The following is a 17,139-nucleotide window of genomic DNA, read 5'->3' as shown; positions in this document are numbered from 1 at the left end:
CGGTTCGTCCTACGGGGTGACTCCGCATACTGGATCTCCCGGTATGCGGTCCCATGCGACCTGAGGGGTGTTTGGGGGAGAATGTGCGCACAGTAATGCACCGCCACCTGGGCAAGGTGGTGGCCGGTGCGGCCATCGCGGTCACCGCCACTGCGGTGATGGTGGGGGTGACGCTTCCGAGCGACGCGTCCGGCCAGGAGAAAGGCGCGGCGGCGGGGCGCGACGGCGGCCCGCAGAGCTCGACGGCCGAGCAGGGCAAGTCGGCGCGGCAGCAGCCCGCTGTCGTGGAGTCCGCCCCCACTCAGGGGAAGACGGGCACGGGCCGGGATCCGCTCACGGACGACGAGATGAAGCGCGCCGAACAGCTCGCGGTCAACCGGAGCCTCCGCGACAGCGGTGAGAACGTCACCGGCGGCAAGGGCCCGCAGCGGCTGGCCACCGACCTCGCGGAGCTGTCTCCCGAGGAGGCGGCACAGGCCGACCCGCCGCGCCGCGCCGAGGTCTCGTACTACGACTACAAGGACGACGCCTACGTCATCAAGACCGTCGACCTCGCCTCCGGCAAGGTCGAACACACCGAAACCCAGCATGGCGTCCAGCCGCCGCCCAGCCACGACGAGGCGCGTGAGGCCGCGCGGCTGCTGATCGCCGACAAGCTCGGCGACGGCCTCAAGCGGGACTACAAGGACGCCACCGGAAGAGCGCTGACCAGCCCCGACCAGCTGACCGTCACCGGCTTCGTCTACCGCGTCGACGAGGAGAACGCCGGGCCGGCCGCCCTCGCGGACTGCGGCACCCACCGCTGCGTACGGCTGTTCACCCGGGTCACGGGCGGGCAATGGATCGACACCCGGCAACTGGTGATCGACCTGAGCGACCGCACCGTCCACCGGCTCGGCTGACGGCCCGGCGAGCTCCTTTCCGCACACCCTTACGTTCATCACAGGAGTACCTCCATGCCCGAAAGAAGGCTTCGCAGTGCCCGCGCCCGGGTCGCGGCGGCCCTCGGCGCCTCCGCGCTCATCGGGGTCACGGGCGTCGCCGCCGGTCCGGCCGGCTCCGCCCAGGCCGCCCCCAAGGCGCCCGCGAAGGCCCCGGCCGCCGCGGCCGACTGCTCGGCCGCGTACAAGATCGAGCAGAAGCTGGACGGCGGCACCACCTGGCGGATGTGCTGGCACTACGACAGCAAGGCCGGGCTCGTGCTCGACAACGTCTCGTATCAGCCCAAGGGCGAGGCCGCCCCGATCAAGGTGCTGACCAGTGCGAAACTCGCCCAGATCCATGTGCCGTACGACGACGGCAGCAATGAGTACGACGATCTCACCGGCCAGGACTTCGCCCAGGGGCTGCAACAGCTCGACCCGGCCGAATGCCCCGGCGGCACCATCAAGACCGTCCGCGTCCCGGGCGCATGGGACCCGGATCACCCGGATGTGAAAGGTCTGTGCGCCACCACCCGAGCCCGCGGCCACGCCTACCGCATGGGCGCCGGCGGTCCGGACGGCAACAAGGTCTACCAGCTTCAGGGCAAGGACCTGCTCCTCTACACCGTCAACATGGTCGGCTGGTACGAGTACATCACCGAGTGGCGGTTCTCCGGCGACGGCACCATGACCATGCAGGTCGGCGCCACCGGCACGCTCTCCCCGCTCGACTACGACGCGGGCGACGGCCGCGGCTGGCCGATCGGCAAGGGCGCCAAGGACTACGCCACCAGCCACGCCCACAACGTCTTCTGGCGGCTGAACTTCGGCCTCGACGGCTCCCCCAAGAGCAAGATCGAGCAGTACGACTCCAAGACCACCACGGCCACCGGCCAGAAGCCCAAGACCAAGACCACCCGCACCCAGGTCACCAAGGAACTGGCCGGGGACGCCGCCGCCCAGCGCTGGTGGCGGATCGTGTCCACCGCGGGCAAGAACAAGGACGGCCATCCGCGCAGCTACGAGATCGTGCCCGGCCACACCAGCAAGTTCCCCGGCCGCAGCTACACCAAGCACGACGTTTACTTCACCGACTACAACAAATGCGAGCAGTTCGCCAGCAACAACCCGCGCAGCTGCAGTGTGGGCAAGAGCGTCGACAAGTGGGTGAACGGCCAGACCCTCAAGCACCCCATCGTGTGGGTCAACATCGGGTTCCACCACATCGCCCGCGATGAGGACCAGGAGCCCATGCCGGTGCACTGGCAGGGCTTCCAGCTCGCCCCTCGGGACGTCACCGCTATGAATCCGCTCACGCCTTCTGCACTGTCTGATCACAACGGCCATACAGAAGAAGAAGGTTGACCGTAAGGTCGATCGATCGAGCTGCACCGTCCCCGTCCGCCGCAGTAGTCTGCGGTGATCGTTGGATGGGGGCGGAAGGCGGTGCACAGGTGAGCTCGGGCGGGCTGGAGCTGCCTTCTGGGGACGCGGTTCCCGGGAGTGACAGCGCCACCGACACACCCCCCGGTGCGGTGTCCCTGGTACAGCCGGTGGAGATCGGAGCGGAACTGGACTGGGGCGCCGACGCCTGGGCCGAGGTGCGCACCCGCGCACGCCGGGCCGGGCGGGCCTACATCTGGCTGAACCTCGTCGAGCAGCGGCTGCGCGCGGTCGTGGCCGCCGTGCTCCGCCCCATCTACGAGCCGGTCCACGACGACGACTGGGTCGTCGCCGCGGCCGGTCCCGCCGGGCAGGAGTGGGTGCAGAGGGCCGTCGCCGTACGGGAGGTGAGCCGCCGCAAGGGCTATCTGCTGGACCCGGCGGACGACAACGTCCTCAGCTTCCTCACCCTGCCGCAGCTGCGCGAACTCCTCGTCCAGCACTGGCCGTGCTTCGAGCCGTACCTCGACGACCGGCGCGAGGTGGAACTGGCCCTGGACGAGCTGGAGGTCGCCCGCAACGTCGTCTCCCGCAACCGGGCCCTGTCCGTGACCGTCCTGGCCCAGGCCGAGCGCGCCTCCGCCCGGCTCCTGGACATCCTCGGCAGCGGCACCGGCACCCCCTCCGCCGACCGGCTGCCCATCGACGCCGTCGAGGACCTGGTGGGGGACCGGTACGCGGACGTCGTGGGGGTCCACCCCGACCGCGTACGGCTCCAGCGGCAGCTGCCCGTCGAGGACCTGTTCGGCAACGCCCGCCGCCTCGACGCCGTCGGTATCGGGCTCAACCTCCTGGTCCAGAACTACTCCGGCCGCCGGCTGGTCCGGCTGGCCGAGGCCGGCTGCCGGGCCCGGCTGCTGTTCCTCAACCCGGCCAGCAGCGCGGTGCGGCGGCGCGAGCGCGAGCTGGGGCTCAAGAAGGGCGAGATGAGCCGGTCGGTGGAGATGAACATCCTCCATATGCGGCGGGTGCGCGCCCGGCTGCGCGACCCTGGCGCGTTCGAGATCCATGTCTTCGACGAGACCCCGCGCTTCACCGCCTACCTGGTCAACGGCGACGGCTCCGACGGCCTGGCCGTCGTCCAGTCGTATCTGCGCAAGGCCCGGGGCATCGAGGCCCCGGTGCTGGTGCTGCGCGGCGGCGGGCGCGGGCACGATGTGGTGCGGGACGGGCAGGACCTGAGCCGCGACGGCGACAACGGGCTGTTCGGTACGTACCGGGAGGAGTTCGAGAGCGTGTGGGCGGACTCCCGGCCGGTGTCCTGACCTGCGCTGTCGGGTGGCTGTCGACGGCTGTCAGGGGCTGTCAGTGGCGGCGGTTAGCCTCCCGGCATGCCGGATGCCTACACCATGCTGTGGACCAACGACCTGTGTGCGTACCTCAAGAAGGAGGGCTACGAGGGCGAGCGCCTCGTGATCCTCTTCGGCGGGCCGTTCCAGTCGATGCCCGGCTTCCTGCGCGCCGGGGTCAAGGAGGGCGACCACATCTACCCCGTGCGCGCCTTCCGCAAGCGGCTGTGGGCGCTGGGCCGCATGGAGGTCGGCCGGATCCTTCCGTACGACACGGTCGGCGAGCTGACCACCGACGAGGACTACGCCCGGGTGCTGCGCTGGCGGGCGCTGAAGGCCGGGGGCGGAGTGAGCGAGGTGCTGCTCGGCCCGCCCGGTTCGCCCCTGCGGTTCGACCGGGCGGTGCCGCCCGACCTCCTGGCCTCCTTGACCTACCGCTCCCTGCGGGGCGAGCGCCGCATCAAGCACGTCGAGGACGGCGAGTTGAAGCGCTCCCACAGCGTCCAGGGCATCTATCGGCTGGCCCCCGAGTCGGCGGCGGCCATGGCCGCGCTGGTGGCCGGCTGAAGGGTGCCGCCGGTACGGGCAGGGCCGTCGGTACGGGTCCGGCCGGTGCGGGCCGTCCAGCGGCCTTCGGTGCGGGTGATACGGACCGGATGGCCGAAACAGGCGCTGATCCGCTCCGTGGTGACCACCTCGTCGGCCGCCCCGGAGGCCAGGGCGCGCCCCTCGCGCAGCAGCAGGGCGTGCGTGGTGCCGGCCGGCAGCTCCTCCAGATGGTGCGTCACCAGGACGGTCGCGAGCTCTGGATGGTCGCGCGCCAGCGCGTCCAGGCTGTCCAGCAACTGCTCGCGCGCCGCCAGGTCCAGGCCGGTGGCCGGCTCGTCGAGCAGCAGCAGACGCGGGCGGGGCATCAGCGCCCGGGCGATCAGCACCCGGCCGCGCTCGCCCTGGGACAGGGTCGGCCACAGGGCGTCGCGCCGGTCGCCCACCCCCAGCGTGTCGAGCAGTCGCTCGGCCTGCTCCAGCCGGGCGGGCTCGGGCCGTCGGCGCGGAACGGACTCGACGGTGTTGGTCAGCCCGGTCAGCACCACGTCCCGCACCCGCAGCGGGGAGCGCAGCGGATGGCGGGGGTTGACATGGCCGACGAGGGTGCGCAGCTCCCGCAGGTCCACCCGGCCCAGCGTGTGCCCGAGGACCTGCACCGTGCCCCGGGTGGGGTGGGTCAGCGCGCCGAGCAGGCCGAGCAGGGTGCTCTTGCCGGCGCCGTTGGCGCCGAGCAGCGCCCAGTGCTCGCCCTCGCATACGGTCAGCGAGATCGACCGCAGGAGAAATCGGCCGTCGCGTACGACGTCCACGTCCTCGGCCCGCAGCACCGGAGAGCCGGTCATCGCACCTCCTCCCCGGCAGGGCTGATGGGATCGACGAGAGCCATGACGGCCTCCAGATGCCGGGTGGTGGCCGCGATCGCGGCCGCGGCGTCGCCGCGCGCCAGGGCGTCCAGCAGATCCGCGTGGGCGCAGGACAGATCGGGCAGCCCGGTCTCGTACGTCACCATCTCGACCAGCGCCTCGCGCAGCACCGGCAGCACGGAGGCGAACAGGCCGAGCAGCACGGCGTTGCCCGACAGCTCGACGACCGTCCGGTGGAACTCCAGATCGGCGTCCACGAAGGCGGCGGGCCCGGCCTCGGCGGCCTCCTGCCGCCGCTTCAGGTCCGCGGTGAGCCGGGCGATGTCCTCGGGGCGGGTCCGCCGCGCGGCCAGCCGGGCGGCCTCCACCTCGAGGGCCCGGCGCACCTCGTAGACCTCCAGCAGCCGGGCGCGGCGCAGCAGGTGCCGCAGGTCCAGCTCCCCGGCCGCGTCGGCCTGCCCGCTCTGCCCGGTCTGCTCGGGCTCGGTCCGGGTGACGAAGGTGCCCGAGCCGTGGCGCACATCCAGCAGACCGTCCCGGGCCAGCAGCCGTACGGCCTCCCGCACCGAGGACCGGCCGACGCCCAGCTCGGCCGCGAGCATCACCTCGTTGGGCAGCCGCTCACCGCGCTCCCAGCGCCCCTCGCGCAGCATGCCCCGCAGCGCGCCCTCGACCTGCGGTACGACAGGCCCGTGCCGCAGCCGGGTCGGCTCCGCCATGCCCCCACCCCTCCCGATCATGTCCAACGGCGGGGACTCTAACACAAGTCCTCAGACGTCTGAGGACTTGCCGCCCCAGTGGGCTCATCGCCCCGGCGGGCCCGGGGCGTTGTCAGTGGTGCGTGGGAGGGTGGTGCACACCAGGGGGAAGTGAAGGAGGGCCGGTATGGGCTGGCACCGGGAGCTGTTGATCGGATTCGACCTCGAGACCACGGGCACGGATCCGGCGGAGGCGCGGATCGTGACGGCGGCCGTGGTCGAAGTGAGGGGCGGGGAGCCGGTCGGGCGGCGCGAGTGGCTGGCCGATCCGGGCGTGACCATTCCGGACGACGCCGTGGCCGTGCACGGCATCACCACCGAGCGGGCGGCGGCCGAGGGACGCCCCGCGCGCGAGGTGGCCGATGAGACAGCGGACGTGCTGGTGGCCCACTGGCGGGCGGGCGCGCCGGTGGTGGCGTACAACGCGGCGTTCGACCTGAGCCTGCTCGCCGCCGAGTTGCGGCGCCATGGGCTGCCCTCGCTGGGCGAGCGGCTGGGCGGCGCCGAGACCGGCCCGGTCGTGGATCCGTACACGATAGACCGGGCCGTCGACCGGTATCGCAAGGGCAAGCGCACGCTGGAGGCGGTGTGCGGGGAGTACGGGGTGGTCCATGAGCGCGCCCATGACGCGGGGGCGGACGCGCTGGCGGCGGTGCACGTCGCCTACGCGGTCGCGGAGCGGCACGGCCAGGTGGCGGGTCTTGACCTGTGGGAGCTGCACCGCAAGCAGGTCGTCTGGTATGCCCAATGGGCGGCCGACTTCCAGGCGTGGCTGCGCCGCAAGGGCACGCCGGACGCGGTGGTCGATGGTCACTGGCCGCTCCACGAGGCCGAGGGCAAGGCCGAGATCGAGGTGGGGGCGGAGGCGGTGGCGGGCTGACCGCCCCACGGTGCGGCAGGCCCTGGCAGTGCGGCGGCTCTTCGACACGCCGCCCCCTCGGGGCGGCCGGTCGGACGGGACGGCCGGTCAGAACGCGTACCAGCGGACCGTGGGATCGCCGTCCCGCAAGGAGGCCGCCCGGCGGCGGAATTCGGTGAGCGCGGCCGGATTGCCCGGTGCGTGCTGGGCCACCCAGGCGCAGCTCGCGATCTCTCGCGCGCCCCGCAGCACCGCGCAGCCGTCCCACTCCCGCACATCCCAGCCGTACGCCGCCACGAACTCGTCGTACGCGGCCGGGCCGAGCCCGTAGCGGTCCCGGGTGAGGGCCATGACGACGAGGTCGTGCTCGCGCAGGTCGTAGGCGAAGGTCTCCAGGTCGACCAGCACCGGTCCGTCGGGGCCGATATGCACATTGCGCGGCAGCGCGTCGCCGTGCACCGGGCCGGGCGGCAGCCGCGGGGTCAGCTCCGCGGTGGCGGCCGCGGCCTCGTCCCGGCGGGCCCGCAGATACGCGGCGTCCGCCGGGTCGATCGCGTCCCCGGCCAGCCGCAGCCAGCGCTCGACGCCGCCCAGCAGATCGCGGCCCGGCAGCTCGAAGGGCGGATCTGGCAGCGCGTGCACCAGCTGCAGCAGCGCGCCGAGGTCGCGGGGGCCGGCGGGGCGTACGGGCTCGGGGAGCTGCTGCCAGTAGGTGACGAGGTGGCCGCCGAAGGGGAGGGGCTGCTCCGGGCCGTAGCGGCGGTCCGGGCGCACCGCGGGCAGACCCTCCCGCGCCAGCCAGTCGGCGACCTGGAGTTCCCGCGCGGCCCGGTCCCACACCTCCAGATCGCGGCTGATCCGCACCACGAGGGACAGGCTGTCGACGGCGAAGACGGCGTTCTCGCCGAGCGCCAGCAGCCGCGCCTCGGCGGTGCCCGCCCGGTACGGCGGCAGCGCGGCGGCGAGCACCGCGCGCGCCCGCTCCTCGGTCAGGGCCGCGTTCCCCATACCGTGCCTCCTCTGTGTACCGCGCCGCTGTCTTCCCGTCTGCGCCGGGCTCGCCCGTGGGGCCTGCCCATCATGCCGTCCGACCGGGAGCCGACGGCGGCAGGCCCCCGTGCGGGCCGCGGCGCGGACACCCCCCCAGCGGTGGCCGCGCCCAAGTCCCTTACCGACCAAGGAGATCCAAACGCTTGACTGCGCCGCGCACCCTCCGCACGATGACGTGGGCCTCCGCACCGGGCGCCCTGATTCAGCCACATTGAGATGCGCCCTAAGGAGCCCTTCGCCGTGACATCGATGGCCGCAATGGCGCGGCCGGGCAACAGACCGCCGGACGGGAGGCCCGGTCGCGGCGCGTGGTTCCTGGTCCTGCCCGCACTCATACCGATCCTCGTGCTCAGCGTCGGTCCCCTGCTGTACGGGATCGCGCTGGCCTTCACCGACTCCCAGTCGGGCCGCTCCCGCCCCATCCAGTGGACCGGCCTGCTCAACTTCCAGGACCTGGCGCAGGACCGGCTCTTCTGGGAGTCCTTCCGCATCGGTCTTCAGTGGGCGGTCGGGGTGACGGTCCCGCAGTTCCTGCTGGCGCTCGGACTGGCGCTGCTGCTCAACCAGAACCTCCGCTTCCGGTGGCTGGCGCGCGCCCTCGCGATCGTCCCCTGGGCGATGCCGGAAATCGTCGTCGGCATCATGTGGCGGCTCGTCTACCAGCCCGACGCGGGCCTGCTGGGCGACGCGCTGGGCACCGACAAGGACTGGCTGGGCGACCCCACGACCGCCCTGCCCGCCGTCATCGTGGTCGGCGTCTGGGCGGGCATGCCGCAGGTGACCGTCGCGCTGCTGGCCGGTCTCGCCAATGTGCCCCGTGAACTGCACGAGGCCGCGGCGGTGGACGGCGCCGGCCCCTGGCGCCGGTTCCGCACCGTCACCTGGCCTGCCATCCGGCCGATAGCCCTCGCGATCAGCGCGCTCAGCTTCATCTGGAACCTCAACTCCTTCGCGCTGGTCTACGTCCTGACCAACGGCGGCCCCGGCGGCCGCACCCGGCTGCCGATGCTCTTCGCGTACGAAGAGGCTTTCCGCTACGGCCAGTTCGGCTACGCGGCGGCGATGGGCTGCGTCCTGGTCGCGGTGGTGTCCGTACTGCTCGCCGTGTATCTGGTCGGCCGGATGAGGGGAGACGACCGATGAAGCGCATGGGCACCATGGGCACCCGTCGGACGGCCCGCGCCGGGCAGTACCTCGCGCTGCTGTGCTACCTGGCCTTCCTCGTCCTGCCCTTCCTGTGGCTGATGTCCACCGCCTTCAAGCCGCCCCGCGAGCTGGCGACCCTGGACCCGCACTGGATCCCCGACCACCCCACCCTGGACAACTTCCGCCAGGCGTTCGACGAGCAGCCGCTCCTCCAGGCCGCGGCCAACAGCCTGATCGCCGCCGCCTGCGCCGCCGTCATCGCCGTCGCCCTCGCGACCCCGATGGCGTACGTCATGGCCCGCCACCGGTCCCCGCTGTCCCGCGCAGCCACCGGATGGGTGGTGGTCAGCCAGGCGTTCCCGTTGGTGCTGGTGATCATCCCGCTGTTCCTGATCCTCAAGAACCTCAGCCTGATCGACTCCCTCGCGGGGCTGGTGGCGGTGTACGTGGTGTGGGCGCTGCCGTTCGCGCTGTGGATGCTCACCGGGTACGTCCGCGCCGTGCCGCGCGAACTGGAGGAGGCCGCGGCCGTGGACGGTGCGGGCAAGGCGCGCATTCTCGTCTCGGTGACCGCCCCGCTGCTCGCCCCGGGGATCGTGGCCACCGCCCTCTTCGCCTTCATCACCTCCTGGAACGAGTTCTTCTTCGCCCTGGTCCTGCTCAAGTCGCCGGAGAAGCAGACCATGCCGGTCATCCTCACCCACTTCATCGGCGCGGAGGGCGTGGCCGACCTCGGTCCGCTCGCCGCGGCCGCGCTGCTCGCCACGATTCCCTCCCTCGTCCTGTTCGCCGTCCTCCAGCGGCGGATCACGGGCGGGGTGCTGGCCGGGGCGGTGAAGCACTGATGCGCCGCAGGCACTTCCTCGCCGGGGCGCTGGCCGCGCCCGCCACCGCCGGGCCGCTGCCCGCCTCCGCGCTGCTGTCCGCCTGTTCGGCGGACCGGCGCCGCCGCTCGGCCGATGGCACGGTCACCCTGCGCTTCCAGTCGCTGGCCTGGCAGCAGGAGTCCATCGCCGTGAACAAGCAGCTGGTCGCGGAGTGGAACGCGGCCAACCCGAAGATCCGGGTGAGTTACGTCCAGGGCAGCTGGACCGGCGTCCACGACCAGCTGCTGACCGCCTTCGAGGGCGGCGAGCCGCCCGACATCATCCACGATGCCACCGACGACCTCGCGGACTTCGCGTACGGCGGCTCGCTGGCCGACCTCACCGGTCTGCTGCCCCGGCGCCTCGAGGAGGACATCCCGCAGGAGAGCTGGGGGACCGCGACGTTCGGCGACGGCATCTACGGCGTGCCGTTCCTCCAGGAGCCGCGCATGATCATGGCGAACCGCGCCCTGCTGGAGGCGGCCCGGGTGCGTATCCCGACCGCGCGGGACCCATGGAGCTGGGAGGAGTTCGAGGAGGTCGCCGAGCGGCTGACCCGCAAGGGCACATACGGGGTGGCCTGGCCGCTCAAGGAGCCCGTCTCCGCGACCCTCAACCTGTCGCTGTCCACCGGCGGCCAGATCTTCCACCGGGGCGCCGACGGCAAGGTCACCATCCGCTTCGACGCCGCCGACCAGGCGGTCCCCGCCGTCATCCACCGCCAGCTGGGCGCCGATCGCACCGGCTCCCGCACCACCCTCGGCATGGGCGGCTCGGACACCCTGCCCGGCTTTTTCGGCGGCAAGTACGCGATGGTGCCGCTCGGCTTCTCGTACCGCCAGCAGCTCGTGCAGCAGGCGCCCAAGGGCTTCGCGTGGACCGTCCTCCCGGCGCCCGCGGGGCCGGGCGGAGACCAGCGGCAGGGCGTCAGCCCGCAGACGCTGTCGATCGCCGAGGACTGCCCGTACAAGGAGGAGGCGGTCCGCTTCATCGACTTCTTCCTCCGGCCGCGCAACATGGTGCGGCTCGCGCGCGGCGACTGGCTGCTGCCGACGGGCACCCGCGCCCTGGCCGATCCCGCGCTGCGCACCCGCGAGCACGGCTGGGCGACCGGCACGGCCCTGGCGCCCGCGCTGCGCCCGGCGCCCGCCCAGACGGTGCGCGGCTATCCGGAGTGGAAGGACAAGATCGCCACGCCGGGGCTCCAGGAGTACTACGGCGGCGAGATCGGGATGGAGGAACTGAGAGAGCGACTGGTGGACGACGGAAATCTGGTGCTCGCCCGCTACCAGCGATAAGAGCGGAGGCAGGAGGACTACGAGAGCGGAGGCAGGAGGACCACGGAGGTTGCACGAGACGTCTCGTCTCGTTTAATGTCACGGCCGTGGCCGAACCCTTCGACGCCCTCCTGTGCCCGCTGTGCGGCGACGGCCTCCGGCCCCGCACCGGGGCGCTCGGCTGCGCCCGAGGCCACGCCTTCGACATCGCCCGCCAGGGATACGCCAGCCTGCTCGTCGGCGGCGCGTCCACCGTGAGCGCCGACACCGCGGCCATGGTCCGGGCCCGGGCCGCGTTCCTCGGGGCCGGGCACTACGCGGGGCTTGCGGACGCCCTCGCGCAGCTCGCCGCACCGCTGTGCCCGCCCGGCGGCACCGTGCTGGACGCCGGGGCGGGCACCGGCTACTACCTGTCCGCTGTACTGGACACCGCCCCCGGCGCGGTCGGTCTGGCGCTGGACACCTCCAAGTACGCGCTGCGGCGCGCCGGGCGGGCCCATCCGCGCGCGGGCGCCGCGCGCTGGGACCTACGGCGGCCGCTGCCCGTACGGACCGGCTCGGTCGATGTACTGCTCAATGTGTTCGCGCCGCGCAACGGCGGGGAGTTCCGCCGCGTACTGCGGCCCGGCGGGGCGCTGCTGGTGGTCACCCCCACGGAGCGCCATCTGGGAGAACTCAGGCCCTCCATGGGCCTGTTGTCGGTCGACCCGGCCAAGGAGGCCCGGCTGCGCCGTGCGCTGGACGGCCACTTCCGGCTGGAGCGCACCGCGTCCTGCGACCGTACGGTCGCGCTGACCGCCGAGGACGCGGAGCACGCGGCCGCCATGGGGCCCTCGGCCCACCACCTCGACGCGGCGGAGGTGCGCCGCCGGGCGGCCGGTCTGCCCGCCCCGCTACGGGTGACCACGTCCTTCCGGCTGGCGGTCTACCGGCCCGGCTGACAGAAGCCCGGCTGACAGGCCGATGCCATGGACCCGCTCCCTCCGGGAGACCGTTACCGGAGGCGAAAGGTTGTGTTCGGCCGACCTTGTGTCCTTTCTTAACGGATCCTTACCGTCGGGTGAACTCTTGACCAATGCCGGAAAGTTGGACATGCGCCCAGACATACCGCCACTCGCCGAAGTGCGCCGGATCACCGAGAAGAAGCGCGACGCGTGGTGGACCGTCCTGCTCGTGGACCCCGTTGCCACACCGCTGGTCCGCTGGACCGCGATGCACACCCGCGCCACCCCGAACCAGCTCACCTGGGGCGCGTTCCTCGTGGGCCTCGGGTCCGCCGCCTGCTTCGCACAGGGGGACTGGCGCTGGCTGCTGCTCGGCGCCCTGCTCTACCACGTCAGCTTCATCTTCGACTGCATGGACGGCAAGCTCGCCCGGCTGACCGGCACCGGCTCGGTCTTCGGCGCCTGGCTGGACTTCGTCTTCGACCGGATCCGGGTCCTGGTCTGCGCGGTCGCGCTGATGGGCGGCCAGTACGAGCGCACCGGGGATGTGCTCTACATCTGGCTCGCACTCGCCGTGACGTCCCTGGACGCGCTGCGCTATATCAACGCGCTCGAGACGTTCAAGATCCGGCACGGGATGCGCGAGCAGATCAAGGCCCGGATGCAGACGGCCCGTGAGTCGCACAACGAGGCCGAACTCGCCTTCATGGAGGACCTGCTCCGGGAGAACCCCGAGGCCGATGTGGAGCACGACCGCGCCGTCGCGGCCAAGGTGGCGCGCGGTACGACGACGGAGGCGGGGGCGGAAGCGACGGCCGAGACGGCGCGCGGTACGACGGCCGAGGCGGGGGCGGAAGCGACGGCCGAGGCCATCGCGGTGACCGCGCCGGAGACCTCCGGCGAGCCCACGGTCGTCGATCTGCAACAGGAGTTCCGCCGCCGCTTCCCCTGGTGGACACGGTGCCGCTCGTTCCTCACGCGGCACCGCGTCCGTGCCCATCTCATCAGCGGTATCGAGTTCCAGATGGGCGTGTTCATCATCGGGCCCGTTCTGGACTCGGTGCTGGCGGGGACCGTCGTCTCGGGTGTCCTGCTGCTCGTCTTCGAGCTGGCCATCATCTACAAACTGCTGCTGTCCACCCGGGACTTCACCCGCACCCTCAACTCCTTCGAGCCGACCGCCTGAGCACCGGTCATCCGGGCGTGCCGCTCAGCTCCTCGAACAGCAGCAGCCACTGCCGCGGTGTCGCATACGCCACCACGGCGTCCTGGCCGAGCCCCGCCCGCCGGAACGCGCGGTCCAGCCGCCGGGCGGGGTGCGCGCGGCGCAGCGATGCGTACAAGGTCCCGCCGACGCCGGAGAAGCCGAGCTCGACCATCCGCTCGTACGCGGCCCGCTCGGCCGCGCCCGTCAGCAGCGGCCGGGGGCGCCGCGTCAGCCGCAGGATCCCGCTGTCGACGCGCGGCACCGGCCGGAAGGCGGCGCGCGGCACCCGCCCGCACAGCTGCCAGTCGACGTCCGGCCAGGTCCGTACGGTCAGCAGGCTCCAGCGGCCGTAGTCCCCGGTGCGCTTACGGGCGTACTCCAGCTGGGTCATGAAGGTGGCCGAGGTCAGCCGGGGTGCCCGCAGACACCAGTCGACGATCTCGGAGGTGCGGGCGTAGGGCACATTGCCGACCACCGCGAACGGCTCGAGCGGTGGCCGGGCGGTCAGGAAGTCCTGGTGCACCACGCGCACATGGGAGTGCGCGGCCAGGCGCAGCCGCAGCCCGGGGATGAGACGGCGGTCGATCTCGTAGCCGATGAGCTCGCGGCAGCGCGGCGCGAGCGCTTCGGTGAGCGCTCCCTTGCCGATGCCGACCTCGACCACCAGGCCGTCGTGGCGTGGCCGAGCGGCCCGCACCATGCGGGCGACGGCGGCCGGGTCGACCAGGAAGTTCTGCGAGAGCGTACGGCGCGCCAGATCGCGTTCGGAATAGCGCGGGTTTCGGGATGGATTTCGCTTGCGGGCCACAGCCGGCGGTCCTTTCGGAGCCGGGCGGGCGGCAGCAGCGCGGAACGGGCCCTGCCGCCCGTCCCGGAGTGAGTGATTCCTGGACTGGCGGGGGCCCTGACCGAGGGCATACGGAAGCGGGCCGTAAGGCGGTGAGGCGCGGCAGCCGCGAAGCGCAGCAGTGCGTACGGCTACGAAGCTCTCAAAGCCTCAGCGGTGAGCGGTTTGTCGAGGGGTGTCGAGCGCTCAGTGGCGAGCGGTCAACGGCTCGGGAAGGCGCTGGGCGCGTCCGGGCCGGCCAGGGCACCGGGGCCGCGCCGCGGGCGGCGGGTGAGCAGGAGAGAGGCGTTCACACACGCCACCCGGGCGAAGCCCCGGGAGTCGCGGATGAACGCGCCGATCAGAGATCCCATCGGTGAGTGCCTCCGCGCGTGTGCGTGTGCGTGTCGCGAGTCGAGATCCGCGACGTCTTTCGTACCTGCCGTCCGTACCGTCGTACCGTCAAAGCACGAACCGGCCGCGCGGCACAAGGGCCACGCGACCGGCTCACCGTAAGGACCCGTCCTAGCGGGCCGCAACCGATTTACGCTCCGGCTCCGGCTCCACCCCGGCGACCGGGGCCGCCGCCGCGACCGGCTCGTCGTGCGTGAGGTCCGGCAGCCACTGCAGCCAGCGCGGCAGGTACCAGTTGCGCTCGCCGAGCAGCGACATCACGGCCGGCAGCAGCACCCCGCGGATCACGGTGGCGTCGATGAGCACCGCGGCAGCGAGGCCCACGCCCATCTGCTTCATGCTCTGCATCGACAGCGTTCCGAAGATCGCGAAGACCGCGACCATGATGACGGCGGCGCTGGTGACCACGCCCGCCGTGGTGACCACGCCGTGCACCACCGCGTCCTTGGTGGTCCGCCCGGCCATCCGCGCCTCGCGGATCCGGGAGACCACGAAGACGTGGTAGTCCATGCTCAGCCCGAACAGGATCACGAAGAGGAACAGCGGCAGCCAGGACACGATCGCCCCGACCCCCTCCGCGCCGACCAGGCCCGCGCCCCAGCCGTGCTGGAAGATGGCGGTCAGGACGCCGTACGCGGCGCCCACCGACAGCAGGTTGAGCACGATCGAGGTGATGGCGACCGTCAGCGACCTGAAGGACATCAGCATCAGCAGGAAGGCGAAGACGACGACGAAGGCGAAGACCGGCGTCACGGCCGAGCCGAGCTTGTCGTTGAAGTCCTTGGACATGGCCGTGGAGCCGCCGATCGGGGCGTCGGCGATGCCGTCCACCTTGTCGAGCGTGTCCGGGCGCACCGTGTCGCGCAGGATGTTCAGGCTCTTCTCGCTCTTGTCCTCGTCGGAGCCGCCGACCAGCGGCACCTCGATGACGGCGAGGTTCTGGCGGTCGTGGACGATCACCTTCACCGGGCCCTTGGAGGCGCCCTTGGCGACGGCCTCGTCGCGGAAGTCCTCGATCGCGGCGCGCACCGGCGCGGCGTTGATGTCATCGGCCTTGACGGCCACCTGGGCGGGGGAGGGCCCGCCGGGGAACGCCTCGTCCATGTGCTCGTACGCGGCCACGATCGGCAGGGAGTTGCCGAACTCCTGGTCCAGGGTGAGGTTCGCGGTGTTCATGCCCACGGCTGGGACGGCCACGGCGACCAGCACACCGGTCGCGAGCGCCACCGACAGCTTGGGCTTGCGCAGCACCCGCCCCAGCACCGCACGCCAGAAGCGGCTCTCGCCGTTGCTCCGGCTCTTGGCCCGGCCCAGGAACGGCACCCGGCCCTTCTCGACCCGCTCGCCCAGCAGCGACAGCAGCGCCGGGAGCACCGTCACCGAGCCGATCATCGCCACCGCCACCACCAGCAGGGTGGCCAGGCCCATCGCCTTGAACTCGGCGATACCGGTGAAGAGCATGCCCGCCATCGCCACGATGACGGTGAAGCCCGATACGAGGATGGCCCGGCCGGAGGTGGCGGCGGCTATCCGCAGCGCGGTCTGCGCGTCCCGGCCGGCCGCCCGCTCCTCGCGTTCGCGCCGCAGATAGAACAGGCAGTAGTCGACGCCCACCGCGAGACCCACCAGCAGCATCACGGAGTTGGCGGTGTCGCTCATGTGCACGGCGTGGCTGACCACCGCCACCAGACCGGTGGTGGCCAGGAACGCGGTCATCGCGAGCAGGACCGGCAGCAGGGCGGCGACCAGCGCGCCGAAGGCGATCAGCAGAATGCCGAGGGCCACGGGCAGCGCCGAGTACTCGGCCTGCTGGAAGTCATCGCCGAACGCGTCGTCGAACGCCTTCTGTCCGCTCGCGTCGCCGAACTGCTCGATCCGCAGGTCCTTGTGCTCGTCCTGCGCCTTCTTCACCGCGTCCAGTACGGGCTGGACGTGGTCGGCGGCCTTCTCGGGGTCGCCGCGCATATCGAACTGGACGAGCGCGGAGCGCCGGTCCGCGGAGATCGTCTTCGTCTCGTACGGCGAGGTGACGCCGGTGACCTGACCCGTGCCCCGGACGGCCTTGATCACCCCGTCGACGGCGGAGCGGAACGCCGGGTCGCTCGCCGTGACGCCCTTGCCCTTCGCCTGGACGAGCACGGTTTCACCGGCCGGGTCTTCAATGCCGACCTCATCCAGAAGCTTCATGACACGCCCGGACTCGCCCGGCATGCCCTCGCCGTCCGATACATCCACCCGGCCCGCCATCGACCCGACGGCGAGGGCGAGGATGACGAGCAGCACCCACCCCCCGACCGCGGTCCACCGGTGCCGGGCACTCCAACTGCCCATGCGGGCCGCGATTCCATGCGGCCTGTCCAAGCGGCGTGTGTCCGCCACGATGTCCCCCACTTCCCCAGATCTCCCGAAGATCTTCCGATGGCGGACTCGCTGCCGCCGACCTCGGCATGACGCTCATGACGCTATGGGGCGCGGGGGTGCCGTCCCATCCTGCTGTCCGGTGAACCGTCGGGCGGCCTCCTCCACCGAAAGGAGGGGGGATATCCCTACCCCCGAGAAGGAGGCCCCTTACATGTAAAGAAACCGCGACCGTCCTGCCACCGAACTGTCAACGCCTTGTGGTGTGAGTGAAGTTGCCTAGGTCACACGCGGTCGAGGATCTTGAATTGAGCGCGTCAATCAGTCAGGGTTTCCAGTCAGGCCGGAGCGGGTCCCCACCGATGCT

At 71.8% G+C, this 17,139-nt stretch carries 16 protein-coding genes; 10 read left to right on the top strand and 6 right to left on the bottom strand.

From position 1 onward, the window contains the following. The first annotated feature begins 95 nt into the window (after nt 1-95). The 4 genes from ACH4U7_RS16825 to ACH4U7_RS16810 all read left to right on the top strand — a co-directional run bounded on the left by ACH4U7_RS16825 (nt 96) and on the right by ACH4U7_RS16810 (nt 4,222). Nucleotides 96-902 carry a Tat pathway signal sequence domain protein gene (locus ACH4U7_RS16825; RefSeq protein WP_398528660.1) on the top strand — a complete coding sequence of 269 codons (807 nt, stop codon included), beginning with the start codon at nt 96-98 and terminating at the stop codon, nt 900-902. Nucleotides 903-956: 54 nt separating this feature from the next. Then, on the top strand, nt 957-2,288 hold the full coding sequence (locus ACH4U7_RS16820) for a copper amine oxidase (protein ID WP_398528659.1): 1,332 nt from the start codon (nt 957-959) through the stop codon (nt 2,286-2,288). A gap of 65 nt (nt 2,289-2,353) precedes the next feature. Further along, on the top strand, nt 2,354-3,631 hold the full coding sequence (locus ACH4U7_RS16815; RefSeq protein ID WP_089508777.1) for an SAV2148 family HEPN domain-containing protein: 1,278 nt from the start codon (nt 2,354-2,356) through the stop codon (nt 3,629-3,631). A 66-nt stretch (nt 3,632-3,697) separates the two neighbouring features. After that, nucleotides 3,698-4,222 (top strand): hypothetical protein, encoded by a 525-nt coding sequence (locus tag ACH4U7_RS16810; RefSeq protein ID WP_398528658.1) that lies wholly within the window; start codon nt 3,698-3,700, stop codon nt 4,220-4,222. Here ACH4U7_RS16810 and ACH4U7_RS16805 read toward each other — a convergent pair. Together ACH4U7_RS16805 and ACH4U7_RS16800 are read right to left on the bottom strand one after the other, a co-directional pair. Further along, entirely contained in the window at nt 4,168-5,046 is an 879-nt protein-coding gene (locus tag ACH4U7_RS16805; RefSeq protein WP_398528657.1) for an ABC transporter ATP-binding protein, read from the bottom strand. The genes ACH4U7_RS16810 and ACH4U7_RS16805 overlap by 55 nt on opposite strands. Then, nucleotides 5,043-5,786, bottom strand: coding sequence for a FadR/GntR family transcriptional regulator (locus ACH4U7_RS16800; RefSeq protein ID WP_398528656.1), 744 nt, complete (start codon nt 5,784-5,786; stop codon nt 5,043-5,045). The genes ACH4U7_RS16805 and ACH4U7_RS16800 overlap by 4 nt, the downstream gene beginning before the upstream one ends. 166 nt (nt 5,787-5,952) lie before the next feature. Here ACH4U7_RS16800 and ACH4U7_RS16795 point away from each other — a divergent pair, with 166 nt between their 5' ends. Continuing rightward, nucleotides 5,953-6,705: a 3'-5' exonuclease gene (locus ACH4U7_RS16795; RefSeq protein WP_398528655.1), complete on the top strand. Its 753-nt coding sequence runs from the start codon at nt 5,953-5,955 to the stop codon at nt 6,703-6,705. Nucleotides 6,706-6,792: 87 nt separating this feature from the next. Here the strand turns inward: ACH4U7_RS16795 and ACH4U7_RS16790 are convergent, their stop codons facing one another. After that, entirely contained in the window at nt 6,793-7,677 is an 885-nt protein-coding gene (locus ACH4U7_RS16790) for a phosphotransferase enzyme family protein (RefSeq protein WP_398528950.1), read from the bottom strand. Nucleotides 7,678-7,983: 306 nt separating this feature from the next. On the opposite strand from ACH4U7_RS16790, the gene ACH4U7_RS16785 reads away from it, so the two are divergent. The 5 genes from ACH4U7_RS16785 (at nt 7,984) to ACH4U7_RS16765 (ending at nt 13,153) form a co-directional block, all read left to right on the top strand. After that, entirely contained in the window at nt 7,984-8,877 is an 894-nt protein-coding gene (locus ACH4U7_RS16785; RefSeq protein ID WP_398528949.1) for a carbohydrate ABC transporter permease, read from the top strand. After that, the gene (locus ACH4U7_RS16780; RefSeq protein WP_398528654.1) at nt 8,874-9,725 is read left to right on the top strand and encodes a carbohydrate ABC transporter permease; all 852 of its coding nucleotides are present in this window, start codon (nt 8,874-8,876) and stop codon (nt 9,723-9,725) included. Before ACH4U7_RS16785 ends, ACH4U7_RS16780 begins: the two co-directional genes overlap by 4 nt. Beyond that, nucleotides 9,725-11,044: an ABC transporter substrate-binding protein gene (locus tag ACH4U7_RS16775; protein ID WP_398528653.1), complete on the top strand. Its 1,320-nt coding sequence runs from the start codon at nt 9,725-9,727 to the stop codon at nt 11,042-11,044. The genes ACH4U7_RS16780 and ACH4U7_RS16775 overlap by 1 nt, the downstream gene beginning before the upstream one ends. A gap of 86 nt (nt 11,045-11,130) precedes the next feature. Then, a complete protein-coding gene (locus tag ACH4U7_RS16770; protein WP_398528652.1) occupies nt 11,131-11,964 on the top strand; it encodes a putative RNA methyltransferase in 834 nt (277 codons plus the stop codon). A 151-nt stretch (nt 11,965-12,115) separates the two neighbouring features. Then, nucleotides 12,116-13,153: a CDP-alcohol phosphatidyltransferase family protein gene (locus ACH4U7_RS16765; protein ID WP_398528651.1), complete on the top strand. Its 1,038-nt coding sequence runs from the start codon at nt 12,116-12,118 to the stop codon at nt 13,151-13,153. A gap of 7 nt (nt 13,154-13,160) precedes the next feature. Here the strand turns inward: ACH4U7_RS16765 and erm are convergent, their stop codons facing one another. The 3 genes from erm to ACH4U7_RS16750 all read right to left on the bottom strand — a co-directional run bounded on the left by erm (nt 13,161) and on the right by ACH4U7_RS16750 (nt 16,745). Further along, nucleotides 13,161-13,931 (bottom strand): ErmE/ErmH/ErmO/ErmR family 23S rRNA (adenine(2058)-N(6))-methyltransferase, encoded by a 771-nt coding sequence (gene erm / locus ACH4U7_RS16760; RefSeq protein WP_398528948.1) that lies wholly within the window; start codon nt 13,929-13,931, stop codon nt 13,161-13,163. A 290-nt stretch (nt 13,932-14,221) separates the two neighbouring features. Continuing rightward, nucleotides 14,222-14,374: a hypothetical protein gene (locus ACH4U7_RS16755; RefSeq protein ID WP_385620783.1), complete on the bottom strand. Its 153-nt coding sequence runs from the start codon at nt 14,372-14,374 to the stop codon at nt 14,222-14,224. Between the two features lie 151 nt (nt 14,375-14,525). Further along, complete coding sequence (locus ACH4U7_RS16750) at nt 14,526-16,745, bottom strand: MMPL family transporter (RefSeq protein WP_398528650.1); 2,220 nt, start codon at nt 16,743-16,745, stop codon at nt 14,526-14,528. Nucleotides 16,746-17,139 lie beyond the last annotated feature (394 nt).

The organism is Streptomyces sp. NPDC020845 (assembly GCF_044334165.1).
Taxonomy (GTDB): domain Bacteria; phylum Actinomycetota; class Actinomycetes; order Streptomycetales; family Streptomycetaceae; genus Streptomyces.
The sequence above is the reverse complement of the archived record's forward strand: the minus strand, read 5'-3'. Positions and strand labels throughout refer to the sequence as shown.